This is a genomic window from Vibrio sp. CB1-5 (assembly GCF_059412285.1).
Window position 1 is genome coordinate 36301 of sequence record NZ_JBJHPB010000011.1, and the last position, 24745, is coordinate 61045.

Sequence of the window (24745 nt, forward strand, 5' to 3'; positions counted from 1 at the left end):
AACTGTCTCTCTACACTCACTGTCTCTCTAAAAATAGCGCTTGGTCATTACACCATAGCACGCAGTGCTTCGCGGATCAGCGCTTCACTGGTCATGTCTGGTTTCGCTACTTGAGAAACCACTTTTGATGCTTGCGTTGGTTTGTAACCCAGAGCAAGCAGTGCGCTCACTGCTTCTTCTTCAGCACTTTCGCTAGACATCGCACCAACGCTATCCATTGGTGCAGCGTCAGTCGCTGGTGTAAACAGGTCACCTGCGCCCCAACCTTTAAGGCGGTCTTTCATTTCAACGACGAGACGCTCAGCCGTTTTTTTACCGACACCAGGCAGTTTAACAAGCGTGGAGATATCTTCGCGCTCAACGCACGAGACAAATTGACTAGCAGACATACCAGATAGGATACCCAAGCCCAATTTAGGGCCGACACCGTTGGCTTTGATGACTTCGCGGAACAGAGCTCGCTCACGCACGGTATTGAATCCGTAAAGAAGCTGTGCGTCTTCACGAACGACAAAATGGGTGTAGATAATGGCTTCTTGACCAGTTTCTGGCAGCTCGTAGAAACAGCTCATTGGCATTTGAACTTCGTACCCTACGCCACCAACTTCAATTAGTAGTTCAGGGGGTTGTTTTTCGATTAGCGTGCCACGCAGTCGTCCTATCACAGTCTATGTCTCATTGTTTGTTGCAATAGGGCTTAGGATATAGAATAACTGGATGGGTATCCAGTTATTCTATTCACATTTTAGCTCATAGCCGAACGCAATCGTTCAGAGAGCTCAGTGCCTTCAGCGATCTGTTGATTAAGTTCGTCACTGATGGTTTGAATATCCTCAGCAATCGCTTTACTCCCTGTTACCGAACGTGCCACATCGCTACTCGCTTGATCTAACTCCCCTATCGCCTGATTTTGCTGAGTAACTAAGTGACTGAGGTCGGTGATTTCAGTTGAAATGACTTGGACTTGCTCAATCATTTGGCTGAGCTCTTTTACCGTGGTCTGAATTGTCTGTTGCCCTGAGTCAATTTGTTGCTGACTGTTACTGATTAATGCTCGAATCTCCTCAACCGAATTACTGGTCTTCGAAGAAAGCTCCCTCACCTGCTCGGCTACGACCGCAAAACCACGGCCGTGGTCGCCCGCTCGAGCCGCTTCAATAGCCGCATTGAGGGCAAGCAAGTTGGTTTGCTCAGCGACTGAGGTGATGAGCTCAATCACAGACACAACTTTTTGGTTACTGTTATCAATATTGGCAATCGCTTCAGTCGAGGCATTGAGCATTTCCGAACTACTTTCCGCTTGCTGCTTGATGGCGTCGGTTTGGCCAATGACTTGTTCCATGAAGTTCACTGACTCTTGAGTAAACGAGGACAACTGTTCGAGTTGCTGGCTCATTTCTTCGGCTGCGCTTGCCTGTGATGCGCTGTTCATGCCCAACGACTGAACGTTTGAATTTAGCTGTGACGATTGCGTATTCACCTGATGGATCACCTCATCAAGCTCTTTCACACTGGCATTTACGGTCACTAACATGCCATCCATGCGCTTTTCACCTTGCGATGCTTTTTCGGCTTGCAGTTCGCTCTCTTTCATCGCTTTTTCTGCACGATGAATTGCACTCTCTTTTTGCTTAGCGGTAAAGCTCTGGGCAAAACAAATCACGCAAAGTGGCAGCAGCATACCAGACCAAATTTCTACATTTTGCTTAGAGGCCGATAGTGAAATGGTTGGAAATGAAAAACCACTGGTATGAAGGTAGGTCATGAAGCCCGCGACTATCAAAATACCGACACTCCACGCCAGAGCCATCGCTCTAGAAGCCGAGAGGTAGAAAGCGACAATGAGTAATGGAGCCCAAAATGACTGAGTAGAATCGACGATACCACCACTTTGATAAATGATGTTCACCGCGTGAACGACCATGCCAAGGAACCCGATATTGAGTGCTAGGGTGATTTGTTTAGTAAAACGAAGAACGATTAAGCCCACAAACTCAATGGCAATGAGCAATATTGATGTTAAAAACAGAAGTGCATGCCCATTGGATTGCCACTTAACAGCGCTGTATACACCAACAACCAAGGCGATAACGGAAAATACAGCGGTGATTTCAGCTTTGCGAAGGGTGTTGCGAGAGAGACTTTGAGCGTTATTGATTAAATTATGCCACATGCCTTTGTTTTCCTTATTATTGGTCCTTTGACGCACTCATCGGACCAATTCTAGGAAGTTAACAAATAATTAACAAGACGAGCTAGACAAAAAGCTCTAAAACTGTGGACTGGTTATCGTTAAAACTATCGATTTCGACTCGCTAACGGTAGCGACCTTTGCGCGCACCGCTCGCTTTTCCCGCGAGAGCGACAAGCGTTTTATTGGTGTTGGCATGACAAATGGCCACACCCAATGCGTCGGCAGCATCCGCCTGCGGCTTAGAAGGCAGCTTCAACATCGCCATTACCATGTGTTGAACCTGAGCTTTATCAGCGCCACCAGTGCCTACGACCGCTTGTTTGATAAGCCTTGCCGCGTACTCGTAAACCGGTAAGTCATGGTTAACCGCTGCCACTATTGCACTGCCCCTTGCTTGACCTAGCTTAAGTGCTGAGTCGGCATTTTTAGCCATGAATACTTGCTCGATGGCGAACACATCCGGTTGAAACTGGGTGATGATTTCGCTAACCCCCGCGTAGATCTGTTTTAATCTGCCTGGGAGTTCTTTTTCTGAAGTACGGATACAGCCGCTACCTAGATACTGCAAATGTCGACCCTGCTGGCGAATAACGCCATAACCGGTAATTCGTGAGCCTGGGTCGATTCCTAAAATTATTGACATGTATGTATCCGTTTACTTTGACCGACCATGGTTAATCCTTTGAGTTTGGTAAAGTAGGATTTATATAGGGTGGTATAACTATACCGAATTTAGAATCAAAAACTCCCGCGGGTGCGGGAGTTTTGTTGTGTGTTGTGATGTTACGTAGTAACACACGAGAAAGATTAAGCGTCTTTCTTCTCTTTCGCAGCCGTTACTGCAATCGCTAGCTCTTCAAGTGCTGCTGGGTTTGCTGCGCTTGGAGCGTCTGTCAGTAGACACGCCGCTGCGGTTGTTTTCGGGAACGCGATAACGTCACGGATGTTCTCTGTACCACATAGAAGCATCACTAGACGGTCAAGACCGAATGCTAGACCTGCGTGTGGTGGCGTGCCGAACTTCAGTGCGTCTAGTAAGAAGCCGAACTTCTCGCGCTGCTCTTCTGCATCGATACCAAGGGTCTCGAATACCGCTGCTTGCATTTCTGCGTTGTGGATACGAACGCTGCCGCCACCTACTTCATAGCCGTTAAGAACCATGTCGTATGCATTAGAGTTTGCTGCCGCTGGGTTCGCTTTTAGCTCTTCCGCAGTCATGCCTAGAGGAGACGTGAACGGGTGGTGCATTGCGTGCAGGTTACCCTCGTCGTCTTCTTCGAACATTGGGAAGTCAACAACCCAAAGTGGTGCCCACATAGACTCATCAGTAAGTTCAAGATCTTTACCAAGCTTCAAACGTAGTGCGCCCATCGCTTCTGAAACAGTGTTCGCTTTATCTGCACCAAATAGAATGATGTCGCCAGATTCTGCGTTTGTACGCTCTAGAATACCGTTGATCACGTCTTCGTTAAGGAACTTAGCGACTGGAGACTGGATACCTTCCATGCCTGCTGCACGGTCATTAACCTTCATCCATGCTAGACCTTTCGCGCCGTAGATACCTACGTACTCAGCATAGCCGTCGATTTGCTTACGAGTCAGTTTAGCGCCGCCAGGTACACGGATAACCGCAACACGACCTTTCTCGTCGTTCGCAGGACCAGAGAACACTTTGAACTCAACGTCTTTTACGAGATCAGCAACGTCCACTAGCTCTAGTGGGTTACGTAGATCTGGTTTGTCGCTACCGAAACGACGAATCGCTTCAGAGAATGGCATTACTGGGAACTGACCTAGGTCTACGTTCAGTAGCTCTTGCCACATGTCGCGAACCATCTGTTCTGTTACATCACGTACTTGGTCAGCCGACATGAATGATGTTTCGATATCGATCTGAGTGAATTCTGGTTGACGGTCAGCACGTAAGTCTTCATCACGGAAACACTTAACGATTTGGTAGTAACGGTCGAAGCCAGACATCATCAGCAGCTGTTTGAATAGCTGTGGAGATTGTGGAAGTGCGTAGAACGAACCTTTGTGCACGCGGCTTGGTACTAGGTAGTCACGCGCACCTTCTGGTGTCGCTTTCGTTAGTACTGGCGTTTCGATGTCTAGGAAGCCGTTGTCATCTAGGAAACGACGAACAAAGCTAGATGCTTTAGCACGCAGTTTAATACGGTCGCTCATCTCTGGACGACGTAGGTCGATGTAACGGTACTTTAGACGTTGCTCTTCGGTATTCGTTTGGTTGAAGTCTAGAGGTAGCACGTCGCTACGGTTGATGATTTCAAGACCTTTTGCAAGGATCTCTACTTCACCTGTCGCCATGTCTTTGTTTACTTGGCTCTCTGGACGTACACGAACTTCACCAGTTAGCTTGATGCAGAATTCGTTACGAAGTTGGTTCGCTACTTCATAAGCATCCGCCATATCTGGATCAACAACAACCTGAACGATACCTTCACGATCTCGCATATCAATAAAGATAAGACCGCCTAAATCACGACGACGGTTTACCCAGCCGCACAGTTCTACAGTTTGTCCTGCAAGGGACTTGTTCAGGTGACCACAGTAATGGCTACGCATAATGAATTTCCCAATTTCCGATTGTTTATATGAAAACGTTTATATGAAATCTATATTGTGGGTGATGGCATGAAAAGTCGCCAATACTAAATCCACCCACAAAATCAAAGGTTCATTTATACTCGGAAAATCGTCTAAAATCGACCTAATTTGATAGAATTGTTGTGTTTAATTGCCTGTTGCTAAGCAAGAACACTTGAAACGGACAAAATATCAACAAATCCTATTCCTTATCGGCTTTTGCTGACTTGCATTTATTTGTTGAATTGAAAGGATGAGAAATGAGTGAACCGACATTGCGACTTGGATTGACCATGTGGTCTCACAATGACTGGCAGCACTCTTTCTACGGAAAAGGCACCAAGCCCGGGGAGCGCTTAGCGCGATACGCCTCTGTCTTTGATACGGTCGAGGGCAACACAACCTTTTACGCCACACCCAGCGCTAAGACCGTCGCCAGTTGGAACGATTCTACCTCTGATGACTTTCGATTTACGTTTAAACTTCCGAAAGCGATTACCCATGAGCGAATGCTCAATCAATGCCAAGACGAACTCATGGCCTTCTTGCAAGTAATGGCACCTTTGCACCACAAAGTGGGCATGTGGACAATTCAGTTGCCGAGCAAGTTTTCACCTGCTGATCTCCCTGCCCTTCAAGCGTTCTGCGCCAAGTTTCCGTCTGAGATGAAACTAGGGGTTGAAGTGAGGCATTTGGGCTTTTTCAACAAGTCTGAGGAAGAGCGAATCTTCAATCAATGGCTCATGGAGCATCATATCGACCGCATTATCATGGATTCTCGCCCTGTTTTTGCCGCGGCTCCTACAACTGCCGCGGTCATTGATGCACACGACAAAAAGCCCAAAGTACCTGTGCATGCTATTGCCACCGCGGATCATCCAATGATCCGCTTTATTGGCCACCCGAATATAGAAGCCAACTTGGCGTTTTTTAAACCTTGGGAGAAGAAGCTAGCGCAGTGGATTGAACAAGGTAAGCAGCCCTATTTAATGATCCACACACCTGACAATGTGGAAGCGCCGGAGCTGGCGTTCAAGCTATATAAAGCGCTCAAAGCATCGCTGGCTGGCAACATGATTTTAAAGGACAAACCGACCTTTCCTTGTCTTCGCGATGACCATCAAATATCGATGTTTTAGCCGCTCAACTACCCAACGACATTGGCTTTGAAAGCAATAATGACATTTCGCGTGAAATGACGTAAAATGCGCGCCTTTTTTATTGCGTCCGTCCGAATCGGCAATGGGGAATCTTAACATGCAGAATAAAGACACCATTTTCTCTGCTCCTATCGACAGAATTGGTGATTTCACCTTTGATGAGCGAGTAGCAGAAGTCTTTCCAGATATGATCCAGCGTAGCGTACCTGGCTACAGCAACATTATTTCTGCAATTGGTATGCTGGCAGAGCGTTTTGCTAAGCCACACTCTACTATTTACGATTTGGGTTGTTCACTTGGCGCGGCTACGCTATCTATGCGTCGTAATATCAGCCAGGAAGGCTGTCAGATCATTGCCGTCGATAATTCATCAGCAATGGTTGAGCGCTGTAAGTTGCACGTCAACGCCTATCGCTCAGACACGCCTGTGACTGTCGTCGAGGCTGACATTCGCGATATTGAAATCAAAGATGCCTCTGTTGTGGTACTTAACTTTACCCTACAGTTTCTATCGCCAGACGATCGCCGTACGCTGCTTGAAAAGATCTACGCTGGTTTGCGCCCGGGCGGCATTTTGATTCTGTCTGAGAAGTACGTGTTTGAAGATGAGAACTCAAATGAGCTACTTATCGACCTGCATCACGACTTCAAACGCGCTAACGGCTATAGCGAGCTGGAAATTAGCCAAAAACGCAGTGCAATTGAAAATGTGATGCGTCCTGATTCAATCACATTGCACAAAGAGCGCTTTAAAGAGATTGGCTTTACTAGCTACGAAGTCTGGTTCCAATGCTTTAACTTCGGCTCTATGTTCGCCATTAAGTAATCTGCAGCCTATAAATAACCTGCACTCTATTTTTACCCTAGCTATTGTCACCCATTATTGTTGAGAGTTTCATGTTTAACTTTGCTAACTTTTATCAGCTCATTGCTCAAGATACCAAACTTCAGCCTTGGCTTAACATCCTGCCACAGCAACTCACCGACTGGCAGAATGCCGAGCATGGTGATTTTGACCGCTGGTTGCGCGCACTCGCGAAAATTACAACTGGTCAGCCTGAGAATGTTGAACTGAAATCCGAAGTGTCACTCGCGAACAATGAACCGCTCGCGATGGGTGAAATGAAGAAGCTAGAAAACCTACTGCGCACCTTCCACCCATGGCGTAAAGGCCCATATCGCGTTCACGATATTCATATCGACACCGAATGGCGCTCTGACTGGAAATGGGATCGCGTATTACCGCACATTTCTCCACTAAAAAACCGTTCAGTATTGGATGTGGGCTGCGGCAATGGCTATCACATGTGGCGCATGCTAGGTGAAGGTGCGCGTCTTTGTGTTGGTATCGACCCTTCGCATCTATTCCTAGTGCAGTTTGAAGCGATTCGTAAACTGATGGGCGGCGATCAGCGCGCACACCTTTTACCATTAGGTATCGAGCAGCTTCCGGAACTTCAAGCCTTTGATACGGTATTCAGCATGGGTGTTTTGTACCACCGCCGTTCTCCGCTTGATCATTTGATCCAATTGAAGAACCAGTTGGTAGCAGGCGGCGAGCTAGTACTAGAGACCTTGGTTATCGAGGGCGATGAAAATGCCGTGCTTGTCCCTGTAGATCGCTACGCACAAATGCGCAATGTGTACTTCTTTCCATCCGCGCGCGCGCTAAAAGTTTGGTTGGAAAAAGTTGGCTTTGTGAATGTGCGTATTGTAGATGAAAACGTGACCTCTACGGACGAGCAGCGTACTACAGGTTGGATGACACATAATTCACTGCCTGAATACTTAGATCCTAACGACCCAAGCAAAACCGTCGAAGGGTATCCAGCACCTAGACGCGCAGTGTTAGTGGCTGAAAACCCAAGCAAATAATCTCAATCGATGAGAAATTGTTGCCAAATACAGCAACTTTGACCGAGCTTTTATAAGTCTGACGCAGCTCTGACAATAGGGAGTATCGCACTCCCTATTGGTTACGATAAAATCCCAAACCTTCCAGTTCCATTTTATTGTTTTTTAGGGTTTAAGATGTATAAACGCTTGGCACCTCTTGTCGCCATCGGCCTACTTTCAGGTTGTTCTACAGTCAATCACCAAGAACTTCATCAAAACACCATCAGCGCAATTCAAGAATCTGAAGCGCGCCTCGACAACAAACTGACTAACCTTACGCTGCAGTTAAGCAACAACGCTGACTACATTGATAGCTTAGAAACCGAAGTCATCGCACTCGCTAAAGAAGTCGAAGCTTTGAAGCAAGCACAACTTGGCGAAGAGCAATCAGAAAAGCAAAACAAGCCGCTGCCAATTCTCGCTCCTAAAGCCTCCTCTGCTACTCCTGTTGTTTTAGGCTCCGTTGAACAAGTCCACCTTGATATCCTCGACCGCAGTTTTGATGCGCGTGTGGATACTGGCGCAGTGACTTCTTCACTCAGCGCATCGGATATTCAAGCATTCGAAAGGGATGGTAAGCAGTGGGTGAAATTTAAACTTCTTGATGACAAATCGAGCAAAGAAAACGATCGCTGGATAGAAGCACCAGTAATTCGGCATGTGAAAATTCGTCAGTCAACCAGTGATAAAATGGAACGTAGAGCCGTGGTTGAACTTTGGATCCGTGTTGGAAAAATCCATGAAAAAGCACAATTTACACTGGCAGATCGCTCACAAATGACCCACCCTATATTACTAGGTAGAGAATTTATTAAAGATATTGCTTTAGTTGATGTAAGTCAGCAATATATACTTTCATCTAACAAGTAGTTTTCTTTAAAATAACACCTCCTTCAGGGAAGCAATTACAATAATAAGGTTGTTTATGACTTCACGTATTCCATTTTTCCTATCTGTAGGATTACTCATTGCAGCTGGTATCGCGCTCAGTGTCATCAGACACGATACCTATGGCGTACCATGGACTCCAGGCGAAGCTCGCCAAGTTTGGGACATTGAGGCTCGTGTAGAGTTTAATGCGATTGGTAAACCGGCTAAGGTTTCACTCGCAGCACCCTACACACAAGAAGGATTCACATTGATTGGTGAATCCGCTTCTTCTCCAGGTTACGGTGTCTCTTATGTCGATTCTGATGCAGGTCGACGTGCTGAGTGGTCAATCCGCGAGGCGCAAGGTCCGCAAACCATCTACTACAAAACCCAATTTCTTGTAGACGACCAAGCGCTGGCAAGCTCTACCCCTCCAGCGGAAGACATAATTAAGCCAACCTTTGATGGTCCGGAAGAAGCGGCAGCCGTTGCCCTGATGGATCGCGCTCAATCTCGCTCGTCTGACAACATCACCTTCACACGTGAACTTATCAAAGCACTAAACGATGGTGACAGCCAAAACTCGGCACTTATTCTTAACAACATGACTAAGCTTCAGGCCGCGGCAAAACTGCTAGCGTTTGCTGAAGTACCAAGCAAGGTTGTGGGTGTTATCGAACTGGAAGATGGTCGTCGACGTCAATCCATTCAGCAAATGCTGAGTGTGTGGGACGGTGCTAAATGGCAAATCTTCTCTCCAGAATCTGCAGAAGGTAAAAAACAGGCCAATCTGCTTGTTTGGGACGAATCTAACGTATCGCTACTTGATGTAGTTGGCGGTAAAGACAGTAAAGTTCACTTCACTATGATTGCTCAAGAGGTGTCTCCACAAGAAGCGACCGACAGTAAAGTGGACGCTGACGGTCTATTGAACTTCTCGATTCACAGCCTGCCTCTTGAAGAGCAAGCGATGTTTAAGACCATCATGCTAATTCCAATTGGCGCACTGATTGTCGTATTCCTACGTATTCTTATTGGTTTAAAAACCTCTGGTACCTTCATGCCAGTACTGATTGCGGTAGCGTTCGTGCAAACTCAGCTAGTAACCGGTATTGTGGGTTTCCTATTGATTGTTGGTACGGGTCTGGTGATTCGTAGCTATCTATCCAAACTCAATCTGCTGTTGGTCGCCCGGATCTCCGCGGTAATTATCACGGTAATATTGATTATCTCAGTGTTTACGGTTGTCGCATTTAAGATCGGGCTGACAGAAGGTCTATCCATTACCTTCTTCCCTATGATTATCCTTTCTTGGACAATCGAACGTATGTCTATCCTTTGGGAAGAAGAAGGTGCGAAGGAAGTGGTACTGCAAGGTGGTGGCTCGCTATTAACGGCCGTTCTTGTCTACCTAGCAATGACAAACCCTTATGTTCAACACCTAACGTTTAACTTTATCGGTCTGCAGCTGGTTATCCTCGGCGGTATCTTGTTACTAGGTACTTACACAGGTTACCGACTCACTGAACTACGTCGCTTTAAGCCACTGACGGAGGACTAATCTATGCTTGGAAAGCTAACCAGTCCTTTTAAGCTTCGTGACCGCGGTATCATGGGTATGAACCAGCGTAACCACGGTTACATTGGTAAGTACAACGACCGCTCGAAGTATCCACTAGTGGATGACAAGTTAAAAACTAAAATCATTGCAGAGAAAGCTGGTGCGACGACGCCAGCTCTTATCGGCGTCGTTAATAACCAAGCGGAAGCGAAACGCATCCACGCTATGGTTAAAGATTGGCCAGGCTTTGTTATTAAGCCAGCGCAAGGCAGTGGCGGTAAGGGCATTTTAGTGGTTGTGAGCCACAAGGATGGCGTTTACACCAAGCCGTCTGGTGCGACAATTAACAAAGAAGATGTTGAACGTCATATCAGTAACACTCTTGCGGGTCTATTTTCACTTGGCGGTAAAAACGACGTAGCCGTCGTTGAAAACCTAATTAAGTTTGATGACTGCTTCGATGGTTTTAGTTATGAAGGCGTGCCAGACGTACGTATTATTGTATTCCAGGGCTACCCTGTGATGGCGATGATGCGCTTGTCTACTTCAGCTTCTGACGGTAAAGCGAACCTTCACCAAGGCGCTGTCGGTGTTGGTATCGACATTGCCACCGGTAAAGCAGTACGAGCGGTACAGTTTGACCGCCCTATCACCCATCACCCAGATACCGGCAAAGAGCTGGCGACACTTGCTGTTCCTCACTGGGAACGACTTCTCACACTCGCCTCTAGTGCCTATGAAATGACGGGACTGGGTTATATGGGAACGGACATGGTTCTGGATAAAGAAGAAGGCCCAATGGTCCTTGAGCTCAATGCACGTCCGGGACTTGCAATTCAAATTGCTAATGGTTGCGGTATATTGCCAAGGCTGCAACATATCGAGTCATTAGGAACGCCAAATCCATTTGAGTATCCTAGTCCAGAAGAACGTGTCGAGTACGCTGCAAAAATGTTCGGTCACGGCGAACAAGCGTAGTTTCACTCACCAATGTAAGACATGAACAAAGCGCTCGTGACAATGGGCGCTTTATTTTTTTCATAAAGCGCTCTCAAAAACCTTACACACTTCTAAAGCCAAACGATCGAGCTCACACTTTCCCTTTACCGCCTCAAAACAAATCCAAACCCTTCAAAATTCCACATAAGCTAATAAATTCAGTAAGTTAGAAAAATAAATAAAAAATACCAAACCCTATCACATTCACCACTTCAATTATGGCTTTTATAAAACCGACCCGCACCGCAACATTACCCCTTAAATTCAGTCACTTAACTTAAGGCCATCCACTTTTTGCACAGCGCATCTCTTTAACATCCGTATCGTGATGCTATTTCTATATAAATTGATATTTGCATCATTTCACTCAGCGGTTTAGGTCTTTGCGTCTAGGATGCTCGCGCCTAAATGATGCAATAAAACCATCACTGTTTCGCAAACTGTGGGAGATATGGCCGAATGCGGCGATCGTCTAACGGGCCCTTTTTACCGACCCAGTTTGCACATCGGAGATCTTTATGACCAAAACCGCAATAAGCACTGCCCTCTCGCTTTCACTTCTTTTTCTTTCTGGATGTGGTGCTGAACAAAATACCGATTTACCCCCGTCTTCTGTTGAAGTCAGCACTGTCGCAGTCACTCACAGCGAGGTGTTTCCGACGACTGAATATGTAGGCCGAACTCGTGCTCCTGAAGATGTACAAATTCGCCCTTTGGTTTCAGGTCGATTGATCACTAAAGCGGTCGCGGAAGGTGCGGACGTGGAAAAAGGTGAGCTTTTATACGAACTCGACCCACTGCCATTTCAAGTGCGCTTGAATGCCGCTAAAGCCGAGCTTGCTAAAACAAAAGCGAAAATGTTACAGGCGCAGCGCACACAGCAAAGGGCCGCCAAGCTTCACAAAGAAGGCTCCCTCTCTCCTCTTGAGTTCGAAGAGGTCGAGCTAGAAGAAACCACGTCTATTGCTGCTTATGAGATTGCTAAATCTGAGTTTGATAAAGCGGAGCTTGAGCTAAACTGGACCAAGATTTACAGCCCTATCGATGGCCGCGTCAGCAACTCAAGTTACAGCATTGGTGACATTGTGACGCCAGAGGGCCAACCACTCACGACAGTGGTCAAGCTCGATACCACCTGGGTGAATATCGCAGTGAACGAGACCTCGGGTCTTGCTGAGTTCCAAGAAGCCATGCTACTTGATGAAAAACACGCCAGCGACTTTGAAGTGCACTTGAAACTCTCGAACGGTGCGACCTATCCATACCTTGGTCAAGTTGGTTTCGTCGATAATCGCGTGGATGTAGAAACAGGCACCATCACGGTTCGCCTTAACTTCCCGAACCCTGATTTGCTGCTACTGCCAGGCCAATACGTCACTATTGAAGTCGTCGATGATTCACTCACGCCGCTGTCTGTGCCAAGCGAGTCGGTTCAGTTCGATCAAGGTGGTCACTTTGTTTATGTTGTCGATAGCAAAAACCTTATCGAAAAGCGCTATATCCAGTGGTACCAGCAACTAGACACGGTTTTCCTAGTGGAGTCTGGTATTGAAGTAGGAGAGCAGGTCGTGAGCGAAGGTTTGCAAAAAGTAAAACCTGGTTCAAGCGTATCGATCAGTTCAACGAATACTGATAGCCGTGCTGTGGCTAAAGAAAAAACTGAGGGCTAACGCATGGTTGAATATTTCATTCGTCGTCCAAAGTTTGCCATTGTGCTTAGCATCATCATGACCATCATTGGTCTAATTGCGCTGCTCAAGGCTCCGGTTGAACAATACCCGAACGTTGCACCGCCGGAGATCGAAGTCTCCACCGAATTTACTGGCGCAAACGCCGAAGTGCTGCGCGACACAGTCGCGACCGAAATTGAGAAAGAGGTAAACGGTGTAGAGGGCATGATTTACATGCGCTCTAAGTCTGCCAGCGACGGGAACTACATTCTTACGGTTGCGTTCGAAGTAGGCTTTGATGCCGACAAAGCGCAAATCTTAGTTCAAAACCGCGTTAACCGCGCTATGGCAAAGCTACCTGAAGAAGTAAAACGCTCAGGCGTTAAAGTTGAAAAGACCGCATCCAACATCATGATGGCTGTAATGGTGCACTCACCCGACCAATCCAAAGATGGTTTGTTCCTCAACAACTACGCCAACATGAACATCAAAGACGAGCTGGCGCGTGTTAATGGCGTATCTAAGGTTCGCAACATTGGTGATATGGAATACGCGATGCGTATTTGGCTTGACCCACTTAAAATGGCAAGTCTTAGCATTGTGCCAGAAGATGTCGCCAGTGCGATTGGTGAGCAAAACGTGATTCGCCCTGCCGGTAGCGTTGGCGCTGCGCCTTACGCAACGCAGACATCACCATTCCAAATGGTAGTACGTACAGAAGGCCGACTTCGTCATAAACAACAGTTTGAGGATATCGTCGTCAAAGCCGATACAGCAGGTAAGCTGGTTCGTATCTCTGACCTTGGCCGCGTTGAGCTTGGCTCACAGCAGTACATTGTTAAAGCCATGTATGACCAATCGGACGCCGCCTTACTCGCGATTTATCAAGCGCCTGGCGCCAACGCACTCGAGATATCGGAAGGTATTTACGCCAAAATGGAAGAGCTGAAATCTCGCTTCCCACAAGGCATCGACTACCAAATTCCTTACAACCAAACTGAGTTTGTTAAAGTCTCTATCGCCGAAGTCATGGAAACACTTGTGATTGCCATCATCTTGGTAACCGCCGTGACCTACATTTTCCTTCAAGACTGGCGTACGACCATCATCCCAGTCATTGCCATCCCTGTCTCGGTCATCGCAACCTTTGCGGTGATGCAGGCAATGGGCATGTCAATGAACATGCTAACACTGCTGGGTTTAGTACTTTCTATTGGTGCTGTGGTGGATGCAGCGATCATCGTCGTAGAAAACGTTGAGCGTTTGATGGCGGAAGAAGAACTTTCTGCCATGGATGCCACCATCAAAGCGATGCAAGAAGTGACGGGGCCTATTCTTGCTTCTGCCTTAGTACTGTTCGCAGTATTTGGTCCTGTGACTATGATGCCTGGACTGACAGGGCAGCTTTATCAGCAGTTTGGTATTACCCTTTCGGTCTCGATTGCTATTTCTACTGTCAACGCTCTTACATTGACGCCAGCGCTTGCCGCTATTCTAATGCGTCCCGGTGGTCCTAAACCGGGCAAATGGTTGCAAGCCTTCAACAAATATTTAGATAAGGCAACGGCTGGGCTTGGTAACAGCGTCACGCTGATGATTAAGCGACTCACGCTTAGTATGATTGGCTTTGGCGTAATGATTATTGCCATTGTGCTTATGGGTTATAAGATGCCAAGCGGCTTCTTACCTGATGAGGACTCCGGCAACTTTTTTGTCAATATTGAGCTGCCTCAAGCCGCTTCACTGGCACGTACCGAGCAAATCACCCGCAATGCCATTGATATGGTGCTTGAAGAGGAAGGCGTTTCGAGTGTGGTATCTGCACCAGGCTTTAGCTTGCTTGGCAATGCAGCGGCTTCGAACTCTGCAATGATGATCGTGAATCTCGAACACTGGTCTCAGCGTACTGATGCCAACTTGCACATGAAAGCTATCATGGGTCGAGTACAAGACAAGCTCAACCAAATCAAGAATGCCGATATCATCAGCTTCTTCGCGCCGCCGATTCCGGCACTTGGTATGAACTCTGGCTTCGAAATGCGCCTTGAAGATACGTTAGGCCGCTCCCCTGCAGAGCTCGCCGCTGTCGGCGATGAATTAATGGCGAAAGCGATGGCGCACCCAGCCATTGAGTTTACTTACACCATGTTCCGCGCTAACACGCCACAGGTTGAAGTAAAGCTTAAGCGTGACAAAATCAAATCGACCAATGTGGATTTACAATCGGTCTACATGACACTGCAAACCTATCTGGGTGGCTTGTATGTGAACGATTTCACTGAGTTTGGTCGTAACTACAAAGTGTTTTTGCAGTCTGAAGCCCAAAGCCGATCAGACCGCAGTGACATTTCGAGCTATTACGTACGCTCAAACGATGGAAAGATGGTGCCGCTCAACTCGCTTATCGAGATTAAAAATGTGCTCGGTGCAGAAGCGGTAGAGCGTTTTAACCTCTATAGCTCATTGATGATTAACGGTGTCGCAGCACCGGGATACAGCTCGGGTCAGGCGGTTGCCGCAATGGCGAGTATTGCCGATAGCTCATTACCAAGTGGTTACAAGTACGATTGGTCCGGCTTAACCTATCAAGAGCAAAAGGCGGGTAACGCTGCGCCAATTATGTTTGGTATGGCGATGCTGTTTACGTTCTTATTCTTGGTGGCGCAGTATGAGTCATGGGTGACGCCACTCGCGATTATTTTATGTGTACCAACCGCCGTATTTGGCGCTCTATTCCACACTTGGATCATGGGTGGTGATATCAATATCTACACTCAAGTTGGCTTAGTGCTCATGGTGGGTATGGCAAGTCGAAACGCGATATTGATAGTCGAATTTGCTAAAGAACTGCGTGAAACTCAGGGGCTATCGATTATCGATGCTGCCGTTTCTGCCACTAAACTGCGTTTTCGTGCGGTATTGATGACAGCCTTCTCATTCATTTTAGGTGTCGTACCTTTGGTGATTGCGACCGGTGCCGGTGACGGTGCGCGTCGTGCGGTGGGCTACAGTACTTTTGGCGGCATGCTGGCTGCAACAGTATTGGGCTGCTTGGTTGTGCCTGTTGTTTGGGTCATGCTACAGCGTATGCGTGAGCGATTTGGCAAAGTAAACATCGCAGGCGAGAAAGCGGCATAACCACAACACGCTGATTGACGACACCTCCTACCCTCAATCATGAAAAAGGCGCACTCCTAAAGAAGTGCGCCTTTTGTGTTTTGATTATTTTAGGACGAGACAGATTATCCTGTCACAGGCTGTATTTACACTTTGAACTGATTCATCAGTGATTGCTGTGTATCCGACAGCGAATTGATCTCTTGTCCAACCTTTTCGGCTTCCCCGGCGTTTTCAAGGATCTTAGCGCTCAAATCTCGAATGTTACTCACGTTCTGGTTCACCTCACTCGATACCGATTGCTGCTCTTCCGCAGCGCGAACGATTTGTGAGTTCATGTCGTTGATGGCAGAGATCGACTCGAAAATTCGGCTCAGTGCGGATACCGCTTGCTGAACATGATTCGATGTTGAGTCAGCGAGGTTGGAGCTCTCTTGCATCGCAGCAACCACATCTGCCGTGCCTTTTTGAACGCGCTCGATGACTTGCTGAATTTCGCCTACCGAGTCTTGGGTGCGGCTTGCAAGGCTACGAACCTCATCAGCAACAACTGCAAAACCACGACCCTGCTCACCAGCACGTGCAGCTTCAATAGCCGCATTCAGTGCAAGCAAGTTGGTTTGTTCAGAAATGCCTTCAATCACCGCCAAAATCTCGGTGATATTCGCATTATTTTTAGCAAGCTCTTCCACGACTGGCACAGTCACTTTCATTTGCTCAACCAAACGAACCATTTCGCTCGCTGACAGCTCCGCCACTTCTTGACCTTGGCTTGCTGACTCATTCGCCGTGGAAGCCGCTTCTACCGCCACTTCCGCATTTTGAACCACCAGCGCAGCTGTTTGCGTCATCTCTTCTGAGGCGGTTGCGACCAAGTCGACTTCGCGGAACTGAGCTTCGCTGCTCTCTCTTGTTGCGATAGCGGTTTGATTCGCTGATTCAGCAGTGCCACTGATTTTCTCTGTAGTCACCGCCACTTGCTGGATTGTGGTTTGCAGTTTGGCTAGAAACGCATTGAATTGTTTCGCTAGCTGGCCAATTTCGTCTTGTGATTTCACGTCCAAACGTTGGGTAAGATCACCTTCACCGCTGGCAATATCCTCAAGACGAGTCACCACTTCGCGAATCGGTTTCACCAGACGCGAAGACATCACACTAATAATAATTAAGCCAACGAAGACGAAGCCTGCCCCCACTATAACCTCAAATACAATGCCATCACTTAACTGCTGAGAAATAATACTGTCGAGCGTAATCGCATCTTGGAGCACACTCTCACGTGGCATATCAAAGAATACACCCCAAGTTTGGTTGGCAATACTCACCGGGCTAAACACGGTTAACCATTGATTATCTGCACTCCACAACGTCTCAGCTTGCTCACCAAACATTAGGTCAGTAATTTGATCGGCGCTTAGTACCTGACTTTGATAACGTGAGCCTACTGCGACATCCGTATTGTCACTGGCAATGACGCTTTCATCCAAGCTGATAATGTTGACATGTCCACTGCCGTTAAACAGGCTTGAATCCGAATCAAGCACCGTTTTCGCCAGCTGTGTTAGCTGTAAATCAATACCTAAAAAGCCAATCACTTGGCTATCAACTTCAATAGGTAACGACAAAGAAGAAGTCAGGTGCTGAGCTTCTCCAACTTGCGTCAGCCTTGGTGTGCTCACACACGCGGCGCCACTTGCTAGTGGGCAATAAAAACGCTCGGCATTTTCCATCGCGTTTTGAATCTGTTTGGTTAACACCGTACGAACTGCGTTTTCACCCGTTGCAGCAATTTGCCAGTACGGCGCAAATTGACCGATTTCGTTTGAACCTACGTAGTCGGCTCCCTCATAGTTGCTGTCCTCGCCGTCGAGTTGATTTGGCTTAAATACCAAGTACGCACCTTGTATGGAAGGAAACTGAATCACGGCCTGACGTACCATCTCATCCAGTGCAATTCGCAAGTCTTCACTTGGCAAGAAGTTCTCTTCAGCGTTGAACTTTTGAAACTTGGCATTGGCAATCAGCATCTCGGCACGATAAACCGCTTCATCGAAGTAGGCTTTAACCTCGCGAGCGTTAATCTCTGCTTGCGCTTCAAGCAGAGCCTGAGATTTCTCAGAAACTGACTGTGAGCTCATCGCCTGGATCGACTGCTGGCTATTGACGGCGTTATAAAGTGAAAAGCCAATTAAGGCGATGGAGGTGAACAGCAAGCATAGGCCTGCTAGTACCGTGATTTTCCACTGCACGGAAAGAGTTCGCATAGTACATCCTTTTTGCAAACGGGGAGCATGTATTGTTTTTGTATCGACCGAAGGTCTTATTTATTAAGCGTTTTATTACAGCATTTTTACATCTTTAGCTCAACCTAGATATTGCTGTCTCTAGAGTAATTCGATGGATGTGTTTGAGCCAGAATGCTAGTATTTTGCTTTCGATTTAAAAAGTCACAGGATTAGTGAGAAATGAAAGTCATCAGCTTTAATATCAATGGTCTGCGAGCAAGACTGCATCAACTGCAAGCCTTAATTGACAAGCATCAGCCAGATGTCATCGGTCTTCAGGAAATCAAAGTTCACGATGAAGCCTTCCCAGTCGAAGCCGTTGAAGAGATGGGCTACAAAGTTTACTTTCACGGTCAAAAAGCACACTACGGTGTAGCCATGCTTTGCAAGAAAGAGCCCCTTTCGGTGCAAAAAGGTTTTCCAACCGACAACGAAGACCACCAGAAACGTATGATCATGGCGACGTTTGAAGATGATAACGGCGAAAAGGTAACCGTGCTTAACGGCTATTTCCCTCAAGGCGATAACATCGCTCACGAAACGAAATACCCATACAAGCGTGAGTTCTACCAAGATCTTATGAAGTACTTGAACGAGTACCACAACAACGATGAGCAAGTCATCGTGATGGGTGATATTAACATCAGCCCAATCGACCTTGATATTGGTATCGGTGAACCTAACCGTAAGCGCTGGCTGAAAACAGGCAAGTGTTCATTCCAACCGGAAGAGCGTGAGTGGCTAAAAACACTACTTGATTGGGGCTTTGTAGATACATTCCGTCAGCTCCACCCAAATGCAGATGACAAATACTCATGGTTTGATTACCGCTCTCGTGGCTTTGATGACAATCGCGGCCTGCGCATTGACGTGGTTTTAGCAACGCCAAGTCTCGCTGCAAAGTGTGTGGAAGCAGACATCGATTACGAGCTACGCGGCATTGAGAAGCCGTCTGATCACGCACCGATTTGGTCTACCTTCTCGTAATTTGCCGTTAAGCCGAATAAAGAAAATATAAAGGGGGCGATATCCAATGATATCGCCCCCTTTCTTTTGTCTTAACGCTGACTCTTTTTTGGCTTAAGTGCTACTGAGAGCCAAGCGGTCTCATATACGCCAAGAAACGTTTTTCGGCCTTCTTAAAGCACCAAAGAATAATAAATGTCAGTGCCATATAGAACATACCAGCAGCCAAGAACGACTCAAATGGTGCATAGTAACGAGAGTTTACCAAGCGAGCAGCACCGGTCAGGTCCATGATAGTCACAATACCCGCAACGGCAGAGCCGTGAAGCATAAAGATCACTTCGTTACTGTAAGCAGGCAGTGCTCGTCTTAATGCTGATGGCAAAATGATACGGCGATATGTTTTCCACGTGCTCATACCATACGCTTTTGCCGCCTCAACTTCCCCGCGTGGCAAGCCGTTAATCGCGCCTCGGATGATTTCTGCCGTGTAAGCAGAGGTGTTGAGAACAAATGCCACTAGCGCACAGAACCAAGCATGCTCCCAAAGGGTATCTTTAACCGGGAAAAATTGGTCCATACCGTAATAAATTAGGTAGAGCTGAACCAGCAGTGGCGTGCCACGGAAAAAGTAGATAAAGCCCCATGATGGCAAGCTCAGCAAGTAGTTAGCACTGTTACGCGCTATCGCAAGCGGAATAGCAACGCACAGACCAATAACGAGTGCAGAAAGCACCAACCAAACTGTGGTCCAAAGGCCATCAAAATAGATAGGCAAGCTGTCTATAATCAGAGAAAAGTCCATAGCCTACCTCACGTGAATACTGAATTTGCGCTCAACCAACTTTAGGAACCCGGTAGAGATACTTGTGAAGATTAAGAAGATGATGGCAACGGCCATATAAAACGTAAACGGCATCTTTGTGGTACCCGCAGCAAGTGAGCTCACACGCACCATATCTTCTAGGCCAATAATCGATACCAGTGCCGTCGTTTTAAGTAGTACCAGCCAGTTGTTACCAAATCCTGGTAAGGCGTGGCGAATCATCTGCGGCAGTAGGATGCGTCGAAAGGCCAATGTTGAACTCATGCCATAGGCTTTTGCTGCTTCCATCTCACCTTTGTCCACAGCCATGATCGCGCCGCGGAAGGTTTCTGCCATGTAAGCACCGAAAATAAATCCAATGGTCAGTACACCGGCAATGAAAGGCGATACATCTATATAATCTGGAAGATACGATGTCCACTCATGGTTAGGATCGCTTGAAGCAAACCACTCATTCAACCACTCATTTGTCGCATACAAACTGTTGTTGAGAAGAATCTGTCCGCCGAAGAAAATCAGCATCATAAGTACGAGGTCTGGAATACCTCGAATGATAGTCGTGTAAAGGGTCGCAATCGCACGCGCCCATTTGTAAGGTGCCATCTTAGCAAGTGCACCTAACATACCCAGCACCATAGCGAGGATCAGTGACAATATTGCCACTTCTATGGTGAGTACGGCCCCTTTTAATATTGAGGCTTCATATCCTTGTAAATCGAGCATAGTTCCTTCCAACAGCACAGCAAAATTGTTGGTCAGTCTTACTAAAAGGCCTGTGACTCGCCGTTTAGTAAAAAGGGCTTGAGACTAGCTCAAGCCCTCGTCTTTTGTTAAACAGTCTGATTATTGACCGTAAACATCGTAGTTGAAGTACTTAGATGCAATCTCGTCGTACTTACCGCTAGCGCGTAGAGAAGTGATTGCAGCGTCAAGTTGCTTCGTTAGGTCTTTATCTTGCTTGCGTACCGCAATACCCATACCTTCACCGAACCACTTAGCGTCAGTTAGCGATGGACCAACGAATTCGTAAGCTTCGCCGCCATCTTTGTTGATCACGCCTTCTTCTAGAGCAGAGGCGTCACCCAGTACCGCTACGATACGACCGTTAGCAAGATCTAGGTAAGCTTCATCAAATGAACCGTAACGCACGATTTCAACTTGGTCGCCGTAGTTGTCTGTTAGGTACTTGTCGTGCGTAGTTGCACGCTGAACACCAATTTTTGCGCCGCCAAGGTTGTCAAAGTTTAGACCTGCACCTTTTTTAGCGATGAATTTGTTCGGGATTTGAGCGTATTTGCCAGTGAAGTCAACTTTCTTCTTACGCTCTTCAGTGATAGACATCGCAGCAATGATTGCGTCGTATTTACGAGCAAGTAGTGACGGGATAATGCCGTCCCAATCTTGAGGAACGATAACACACTTAGCTTTTAGCTCTTCACACAGCGCATTAGCCATATCAACGTCGAAACCTTTTAGAGAACCATCGGCTTCAGTCCAGCTAAATGGAGGGTAAGCACCTTCGATACCAAAGCGCACAGTTTTCCATTCCTTAGCTTGTGCTACTCCAGTTGCAGCAGTTGCAGCCAGTGCTGCTACCATTAACCACTTTTTCATTTCCATACTCCTGTGATTGAAATTTTTGTTTTTGTGTTGTGTTTTTATCGAGTTTTCTGAGTCTTAGCCCAGAAGATCATCTTCTATATTAGTAGATAGATGAAATAAATTGTTGTAGACGTTCCGATTCTGGGTTGGTGAACAGTTTTGCTGGGTCACCCTGCTCTTCTACTCGGCCTTGATGCAAGAACATCACGTGGTTAGATACGTCACGAGCAAACGCCATTTCGTGTGTCACCACGAGCATGGTTCTACCTTCTTCAGCCAAATCTTGCATAACGCCCAATACTTCGCCAACCAACTCAGGATCAAGAGCCGATGTTGGTTCATCGAACAGCATAACTTCTGGCTCTACTGCCAATGCACGCGCAATGGCTGCACGTTGTTGCTGTCCGCCTGAAAGGTGCCCTGGATAGTAATCCCGGCGCTCATACAGACCCACTTTCTTTAGAAGTAGCTCGGCATTTTCGATAGCTTGCGCTTTCGGTACACCCAAAACGTGAATTGGCGCTTCAATGATGTTTTCAAGAACGGTCATGTGTGACCAAAGATTGAAACCCTGAAAAACCATCGCCAAGCGAGAACGGATTCGCTGAACTTGTTTTTCATTAGCAGGAAGTGACTCACCCTGACGGTTTTTCTTCATTTGGATCAATTCACCATTAACCCAAATCTCACCCTCTGTCGGCGTTTCCAGTAGGTTGATACAACGTAGAAAGGTGCTCTTCCCGGAGCCTGATGAGCCAATAATTGAGATGACATCACCTTTATGTGCAGCAAGGGAAATCCCTTTTAAAACTTCATTTTGACCAAAGGTCTTGTGCAGTTCTTTTATGTCCAGCGCGGGTACTTCATTCATGCGCTTGTGCTCCCTGTATATTATTGACTGCTAAGCCTATTTGATAGGCAAAGGTACTCCGACCTTTTATTTGTTCGATACAAGCTAGCACTAGAAAGCATAGGTTGCAACAAACTATTAACCTGTAATCTTTGACTACGCAGGCATTGTATCTGACAGATTATGCAAATTAAAGTATTTACCACTGCTTTTTGTGAATATTATTTGCTGAATGCTGAACTTTTAGTCAGCGGTCACTTTTTATACCGAACGTACCTTTATTGCAATTTTGTTACACAACAGCCTAGAGATTTGGGATCTATATCTAAAAATTAGTACTAATTTAGTGGATAAGATCTACTTATTGGCCATAAGGCAACATTATGGTCTAGTTGACAGATTTGATAGTCAGATCAAAAAAGCTCCATTCTTGGAGGAATAGAGCTTTTAAAATCAGAAGACGATTGCCTGAAGCGACATGGGCTACTTGCGAGTTTGAAGCAACGAAGTATCTGCTCCCATCATCGTCATGTACTGTGTTGCACTTACTGAATTAAGAGGGAGTACACCTACGTAGTCTAGATATTTATGGGTATCGTAATCATACAATTCTGTTAGATTTTGATAATCGGTATGCTGAGAAAGGAAGAAATAGCCAGATGCTGCCGTGTCATTGCTACTTGCAAATAATGACGTCTCCAAAACATCACGCGCAGGATCAAAGTCGATTTCTACGCCACTTCTTGAAGCTTGCATCAATGGCTGATTTCTATTTGGCTTGCCATAGATACTTTGACTTACTGAGCGATCATACGTCGTTCTGGTTCTCACGTTGTAGCGTACACCGTCAATCGTTGAGTCAAACGAACCTTGTGAGAAACAGTAGCCCGTACCCGTGTCGCTGCAGTTAGTTATAGAAATAGAACTGCTGTTTGATGTGCTTGGAACATTAATAGACTTTACACTTCCGTTGACGTTAAACAAACCCTGGTAGTCCCAACCACTAGTTGATTTACCTTCGATGTTCATTGCCCATTTAGCGAAAACTGAATCCGATGTGTAAGCATATGACATTGAATCGGAGAACAATGGCTGCCAGTGGTATACTTTGTTGTTATTCACCACAGTAACCACGCCCGCTTCCATAGAACTCAAACCAGATACATTGTAGTTAACTATAGGATCTTCGATTGCTTTTAGTTTAACTACATCCGTGCGACTGTTGTCTCCGTCGAAATAAACAGTATCTTTTGTAGCAAACGCATAGCCGTTTGGATTAGTAAGTTTCTCAGACTTTAAAGGATCTTCAGATGATGCGGTGCTGTTAGTGTACGCAGTTACCAAAATATCTCGATCATTTGGTTTTTTAGATAGGACAGCGATACCACTCGATGCTGACGTATGTGCCGTTTCTAACCCTAATGCTGCACTACTTGTCATGTAACCTTGAGTAGCGGCTACTGTCGCAGTATCAATCGCAGCCGTCTCATCCAATGTGGCAGTCTTGTCCACATCAGAACCTGAGCCAGATACACACTTGTTCGAAGAGGCTTGGAAAGTACGAACTGCGACTGTCATATTTTGTAGGTATTGCTTTTGAATTGACAGGGAGTGTATCTGGACATCTTGCGTAGTACTACCTTGCTCTTCTTCTATCGTCAAATAACCATTCGTTGGGATCTTCGACATATCTACACGTATTTGCCCGTTCGAGTTCGGAATGAAAGTGGTACCGTTAGCAAGCTTGCCTTTATCATCATGGACAACAACGTTAAATCCACGATCAGCCACTTGCCCGTATACGTACATTTTTTCTTGCGGTGCATTCATAGCATTGATTAGGTTGGATACGACCGCTGGTTGTTCATATTCGCCATAAATAGCACAACCACTTTTAAGTTCACTTTCTTTTGCTACTTCTAGTTTTACAAAAGAAATAGTGTAAACCGTAGGGGCAGGCGCTGAACTACCACCGCCACCACCGCCACCACAGCCAACCATGGCTCCTGAAATCGCTGCGACGAGTGGCAACATTACTGCTTTTTTCATAGTTACATTCCTAATTCATATCCTGGCGGCAAAGTGTTGCCACTCTCTCTCATATGCTGTCAGTGTCGCAAACTCTGTGCCAAGTTTTTCTAG

At 46.6% G+C, this 24745-nt stretch carries 19 protein-coding genes; 9 read left to right on the forward strand and 10 right to left on the reverse strand.

Annotation, left to right across the window (positions count from 1 at the left end; translation table 11 throughout):
• Window positions 1–47 precede the first annotated feature (47 nt).
• From ruvA to aspS, 4 genes are all read right to left on the reverse strand, one after another.
• Window positions 48–665, reverse strand: a complete 618-nt coding sequence (gene ruvA / locus ACJB0T_RS10170; RefSeq protein ID WP_479290673.1) for a Holliday junction branch migration protein RuvA — start codon at window positions 663–665, stop codon at window positions 48–50.
• A gap of 80 nt (window positions 666–745) precedes the next feature.
• Entirely contained in the window at window positions 746–2173 is a 1428-nt protein-coding gene (locus ACJB0T_RS10175; RefSeq protein ID WP_479290674.1) for a methyl-accepting chemotaxis protein, read from the reverse strand.
• A gap of 142 nt (window positions 2174–2315) precedes the next feature.
• The gene (gene ruvC / locus ACJB0T_RS10180) at window positions 2316–2837 is read right to left on the reverse strand and encodes a crossover junction endodeoxyribonuclease RuvC (RefSeq protein ID WP_112460492.1); all 522 of its coding nucleotides are present in this window, start codon (window positions 2835–2837) and stop codon (window positions 2316–2318) included.
• A gap of 164 nt (window positions 2838–3001) precedes the next feature.
• On the reverse strand, window positions 3002–4780 hold the full coding sequence (gene aspS, locus ACJB0T_RS10185) for an aspartate--tRNA ligase (RefSeq protein ID WP_479290675.1): 1779 nt from the start codon (window positions 4778–4780) through the stop codon (window positions 3002–3004).
• A gap of 281 nt (window positions 4781–5061) precedes the next feature.
• Here aspS and ACJB0T_RS10190 point away from each other — a divergent pair, with 281 nt between their 5' ends.
• The 8 genes from ACJB0T_RS10190 to ACJB0T_RS10225 all read left to right on the forward strand — a co-directional run bounded on the left by ACJB0T_RS10190 (window position 5062) and on the right by ACJB0T_RS10225 (window position 16095).
• Window positions 5062–5940, forward strand: coding sequence for a DUF72 domain-containing protein (locus tag ACJB0T_RS10190; protein ID WP_479290676.1), 879 nt, complete (start codon window positions 5062–5064; stop codon window positions 5938–5940).
• Between the two features lie 118 nt (window positions 5941–6058).
• Complete coding sequence (gene cmoA / locus ACJB0T_RS10195; RefSeq protein ID WP_479290677.1) at window positions 6059–6787, forward strand: carboxy-S-adenosyl-L-methionine synthase CmoA; 729 nt, start codon at window positions 6059–6061, stop codon at window positions 6785–6787.
• Between the two features lie 71 nt (window positions 6788–6858).
• A complete protein-coding gene (gene cmoB, locus ACJB0T_RS10200) occupies window positions 6859–7836 on the forward strand; it encodes a tRNA 5-methoxyuridine(34)/uridine 5-oxyacetic acid(34) synthase CmoB (RefSeq protein ID WP_479290678.1) in 978 nt (325 codons plus the stop codon).
• Window positions 7837–7992: 156 nt separating this feature from the next.
• A complete protein-coding gene (locus tag ACJB0T_RS10205; RefSeq protein ID WP_479290679.1) occupies window positions 7993–8727 on the forward strand; it encodes an ATP-dependent zinc protease family protein in 735 nt (244 codons plus the stop codon).
• Window positions 8728–8782: 55 nt separating this feature from the next.
• Window positions 8783–10288: an inactive transglutaminase family protein gene (locus ACJB0T_RS10210; protein ID WP_479290680.1), complete on the forward strand. Its 1506-nt coding sequence runs from the start codon at window positions 8783–8785 to the stop codon at window positions 10286–10288.
• Window positions 10289–10291: 3 nt separating this feature from the next.
• Window positions 10292–11266: an alpha-L-glutamate ligase-like protein gene (locus ACJB0T_RS10215; protein ID WP_479290681.1), complete on the forward strand. Its 975-nt coding sequence runs from the start codon at window positions 10292–10294 to the stop codon at window positions 11264–11266.
• Between the two features lie 539 nt (window positions 11267–11805).
• On the forward strand, window positions 11806–12957 hold the full coding sequence (locus ACJB0T_RS10220; RefSeq protein WP_479290682.1) for an efflux RND transporter periplasmic adaptor subunit: 1152 nt from the start codon (window positions 11806–11808) through the stop codon (window positions 12955–12957).
• A gap of 3 nt (window positions 12958–12960) precedes the next feature.
• A complete protein-coding gene (locus tag ACJB0T_RS10225) occupies window positions 12961–16095 on the forward strand; it encodes an efflux RND transporter permease subunit (protein ID WP_479290683.1) in 3135 nt (1044 codons plus the stop codon).
• Between the two features lie 125 nt (window positions 16096–16220).
• Here the strand turns inward: ACJB0T_RS10225 and ACJB0T_RS10230 are convergent, their stop codons facing one another.
• On the reverse strand, window positions 16221–18338 hold the full coding sequence (locus ACJB0T_RS10230; protein WP_479290684.1) for a methyl-accepting chemotaxis protein: 2118 nt from the start codon (window positions 18336–18338) through the stop codon (window positions 16221–16223).
• A 201-nt stretch (window positions 18339–18539) separates the two neighbouring features.
• On the opposite strand from ACJB0T_RS10230, the gene xthA reads away from it, so the two are divergent.
• Window positions 18540–19346: an exodeoxyribonuclease III gene (gene xthA / locus ACJB0T_RS10235; RefSeq protein ID WP_479290685.1), complete on the forward strand. Its 807-nt coding sequence runs from the start codon at window positions 18540–18542 to the stop codon at window positions 19344–19346.
• A gap of 100 nt (window positions 19347–19446) precedes the next feature.
• Here xthA and ACJB0T_RS10240 read toward each other — a convergent pair whose 3' ends face one another.
• From ACJB0T_RS10240 to ACJB0T_RS10260, 5 genes are all read right to left on the reverse strand, one after another.
• On the reverse strand, window positions 19447–20130 hold the full coding sequence (locus tag ACJB0T_RS10240) for an ABC transporter permease (RefSeq protein ID WP_479290686.1): 684 nt from the start codon (window positions 20128–20130) through the stop codon (window positions 19447–19449).
• A gap of 3 nt (window positions 20131–20133) precedes the next feature.
• Window positions 20134–20874: an ABC transporter permease gene (locus ACJB0T_RS10245; protein ID WP_479290687.1), complete on the reverse strand. Its 741-nt coding sequence runs from the start codon at window positions 20872–20874 to the stop codon at window positions 20134–20136.
• A 120-nt stretch (window positions 20875–20994) separates the two neighbouring features.
• Window positions 20995–21765: an ABC transporter substrate-binding protein gene (locus tag ACJB0T_RS10250; protein ID WP_479290688.1), complete on the reverse strand. Its 771-nt coding sequence runs from the start codon at window positions 21763–21765 to the stop codon at window positions 20995–20997.
• A gap of 88 nt (window positions 21766–21853) precedes the next feature.
• On the reverse strand, window positions 21854–22624 hold the full coding sequence (locus ACJB0T_RS10255; RefSeq protein WP_042501899.1) for an ABC transporter ATP-binding protein: 771 nt from the start codon (window positions 22622–22624) through the stop codon (window positions 21854–21856).
• Window positions 22625–23086: 462 nt separating this feature from the next.
• Window positions 23087–24652 carry a hypothetical protein gene (locus ACJB0T_RS10260; RefSeq protein ID WP_479290689.1) on the reverse strand — a complete coding sequence of 522 codons (1566 nt, stop codon included), beginning with the start codon at window positions 24650–24652 and terminating at the stop codon, window positions 23087–23089.
• Window positions 24653–24745 lie beyond the last annotated feature (93 nt).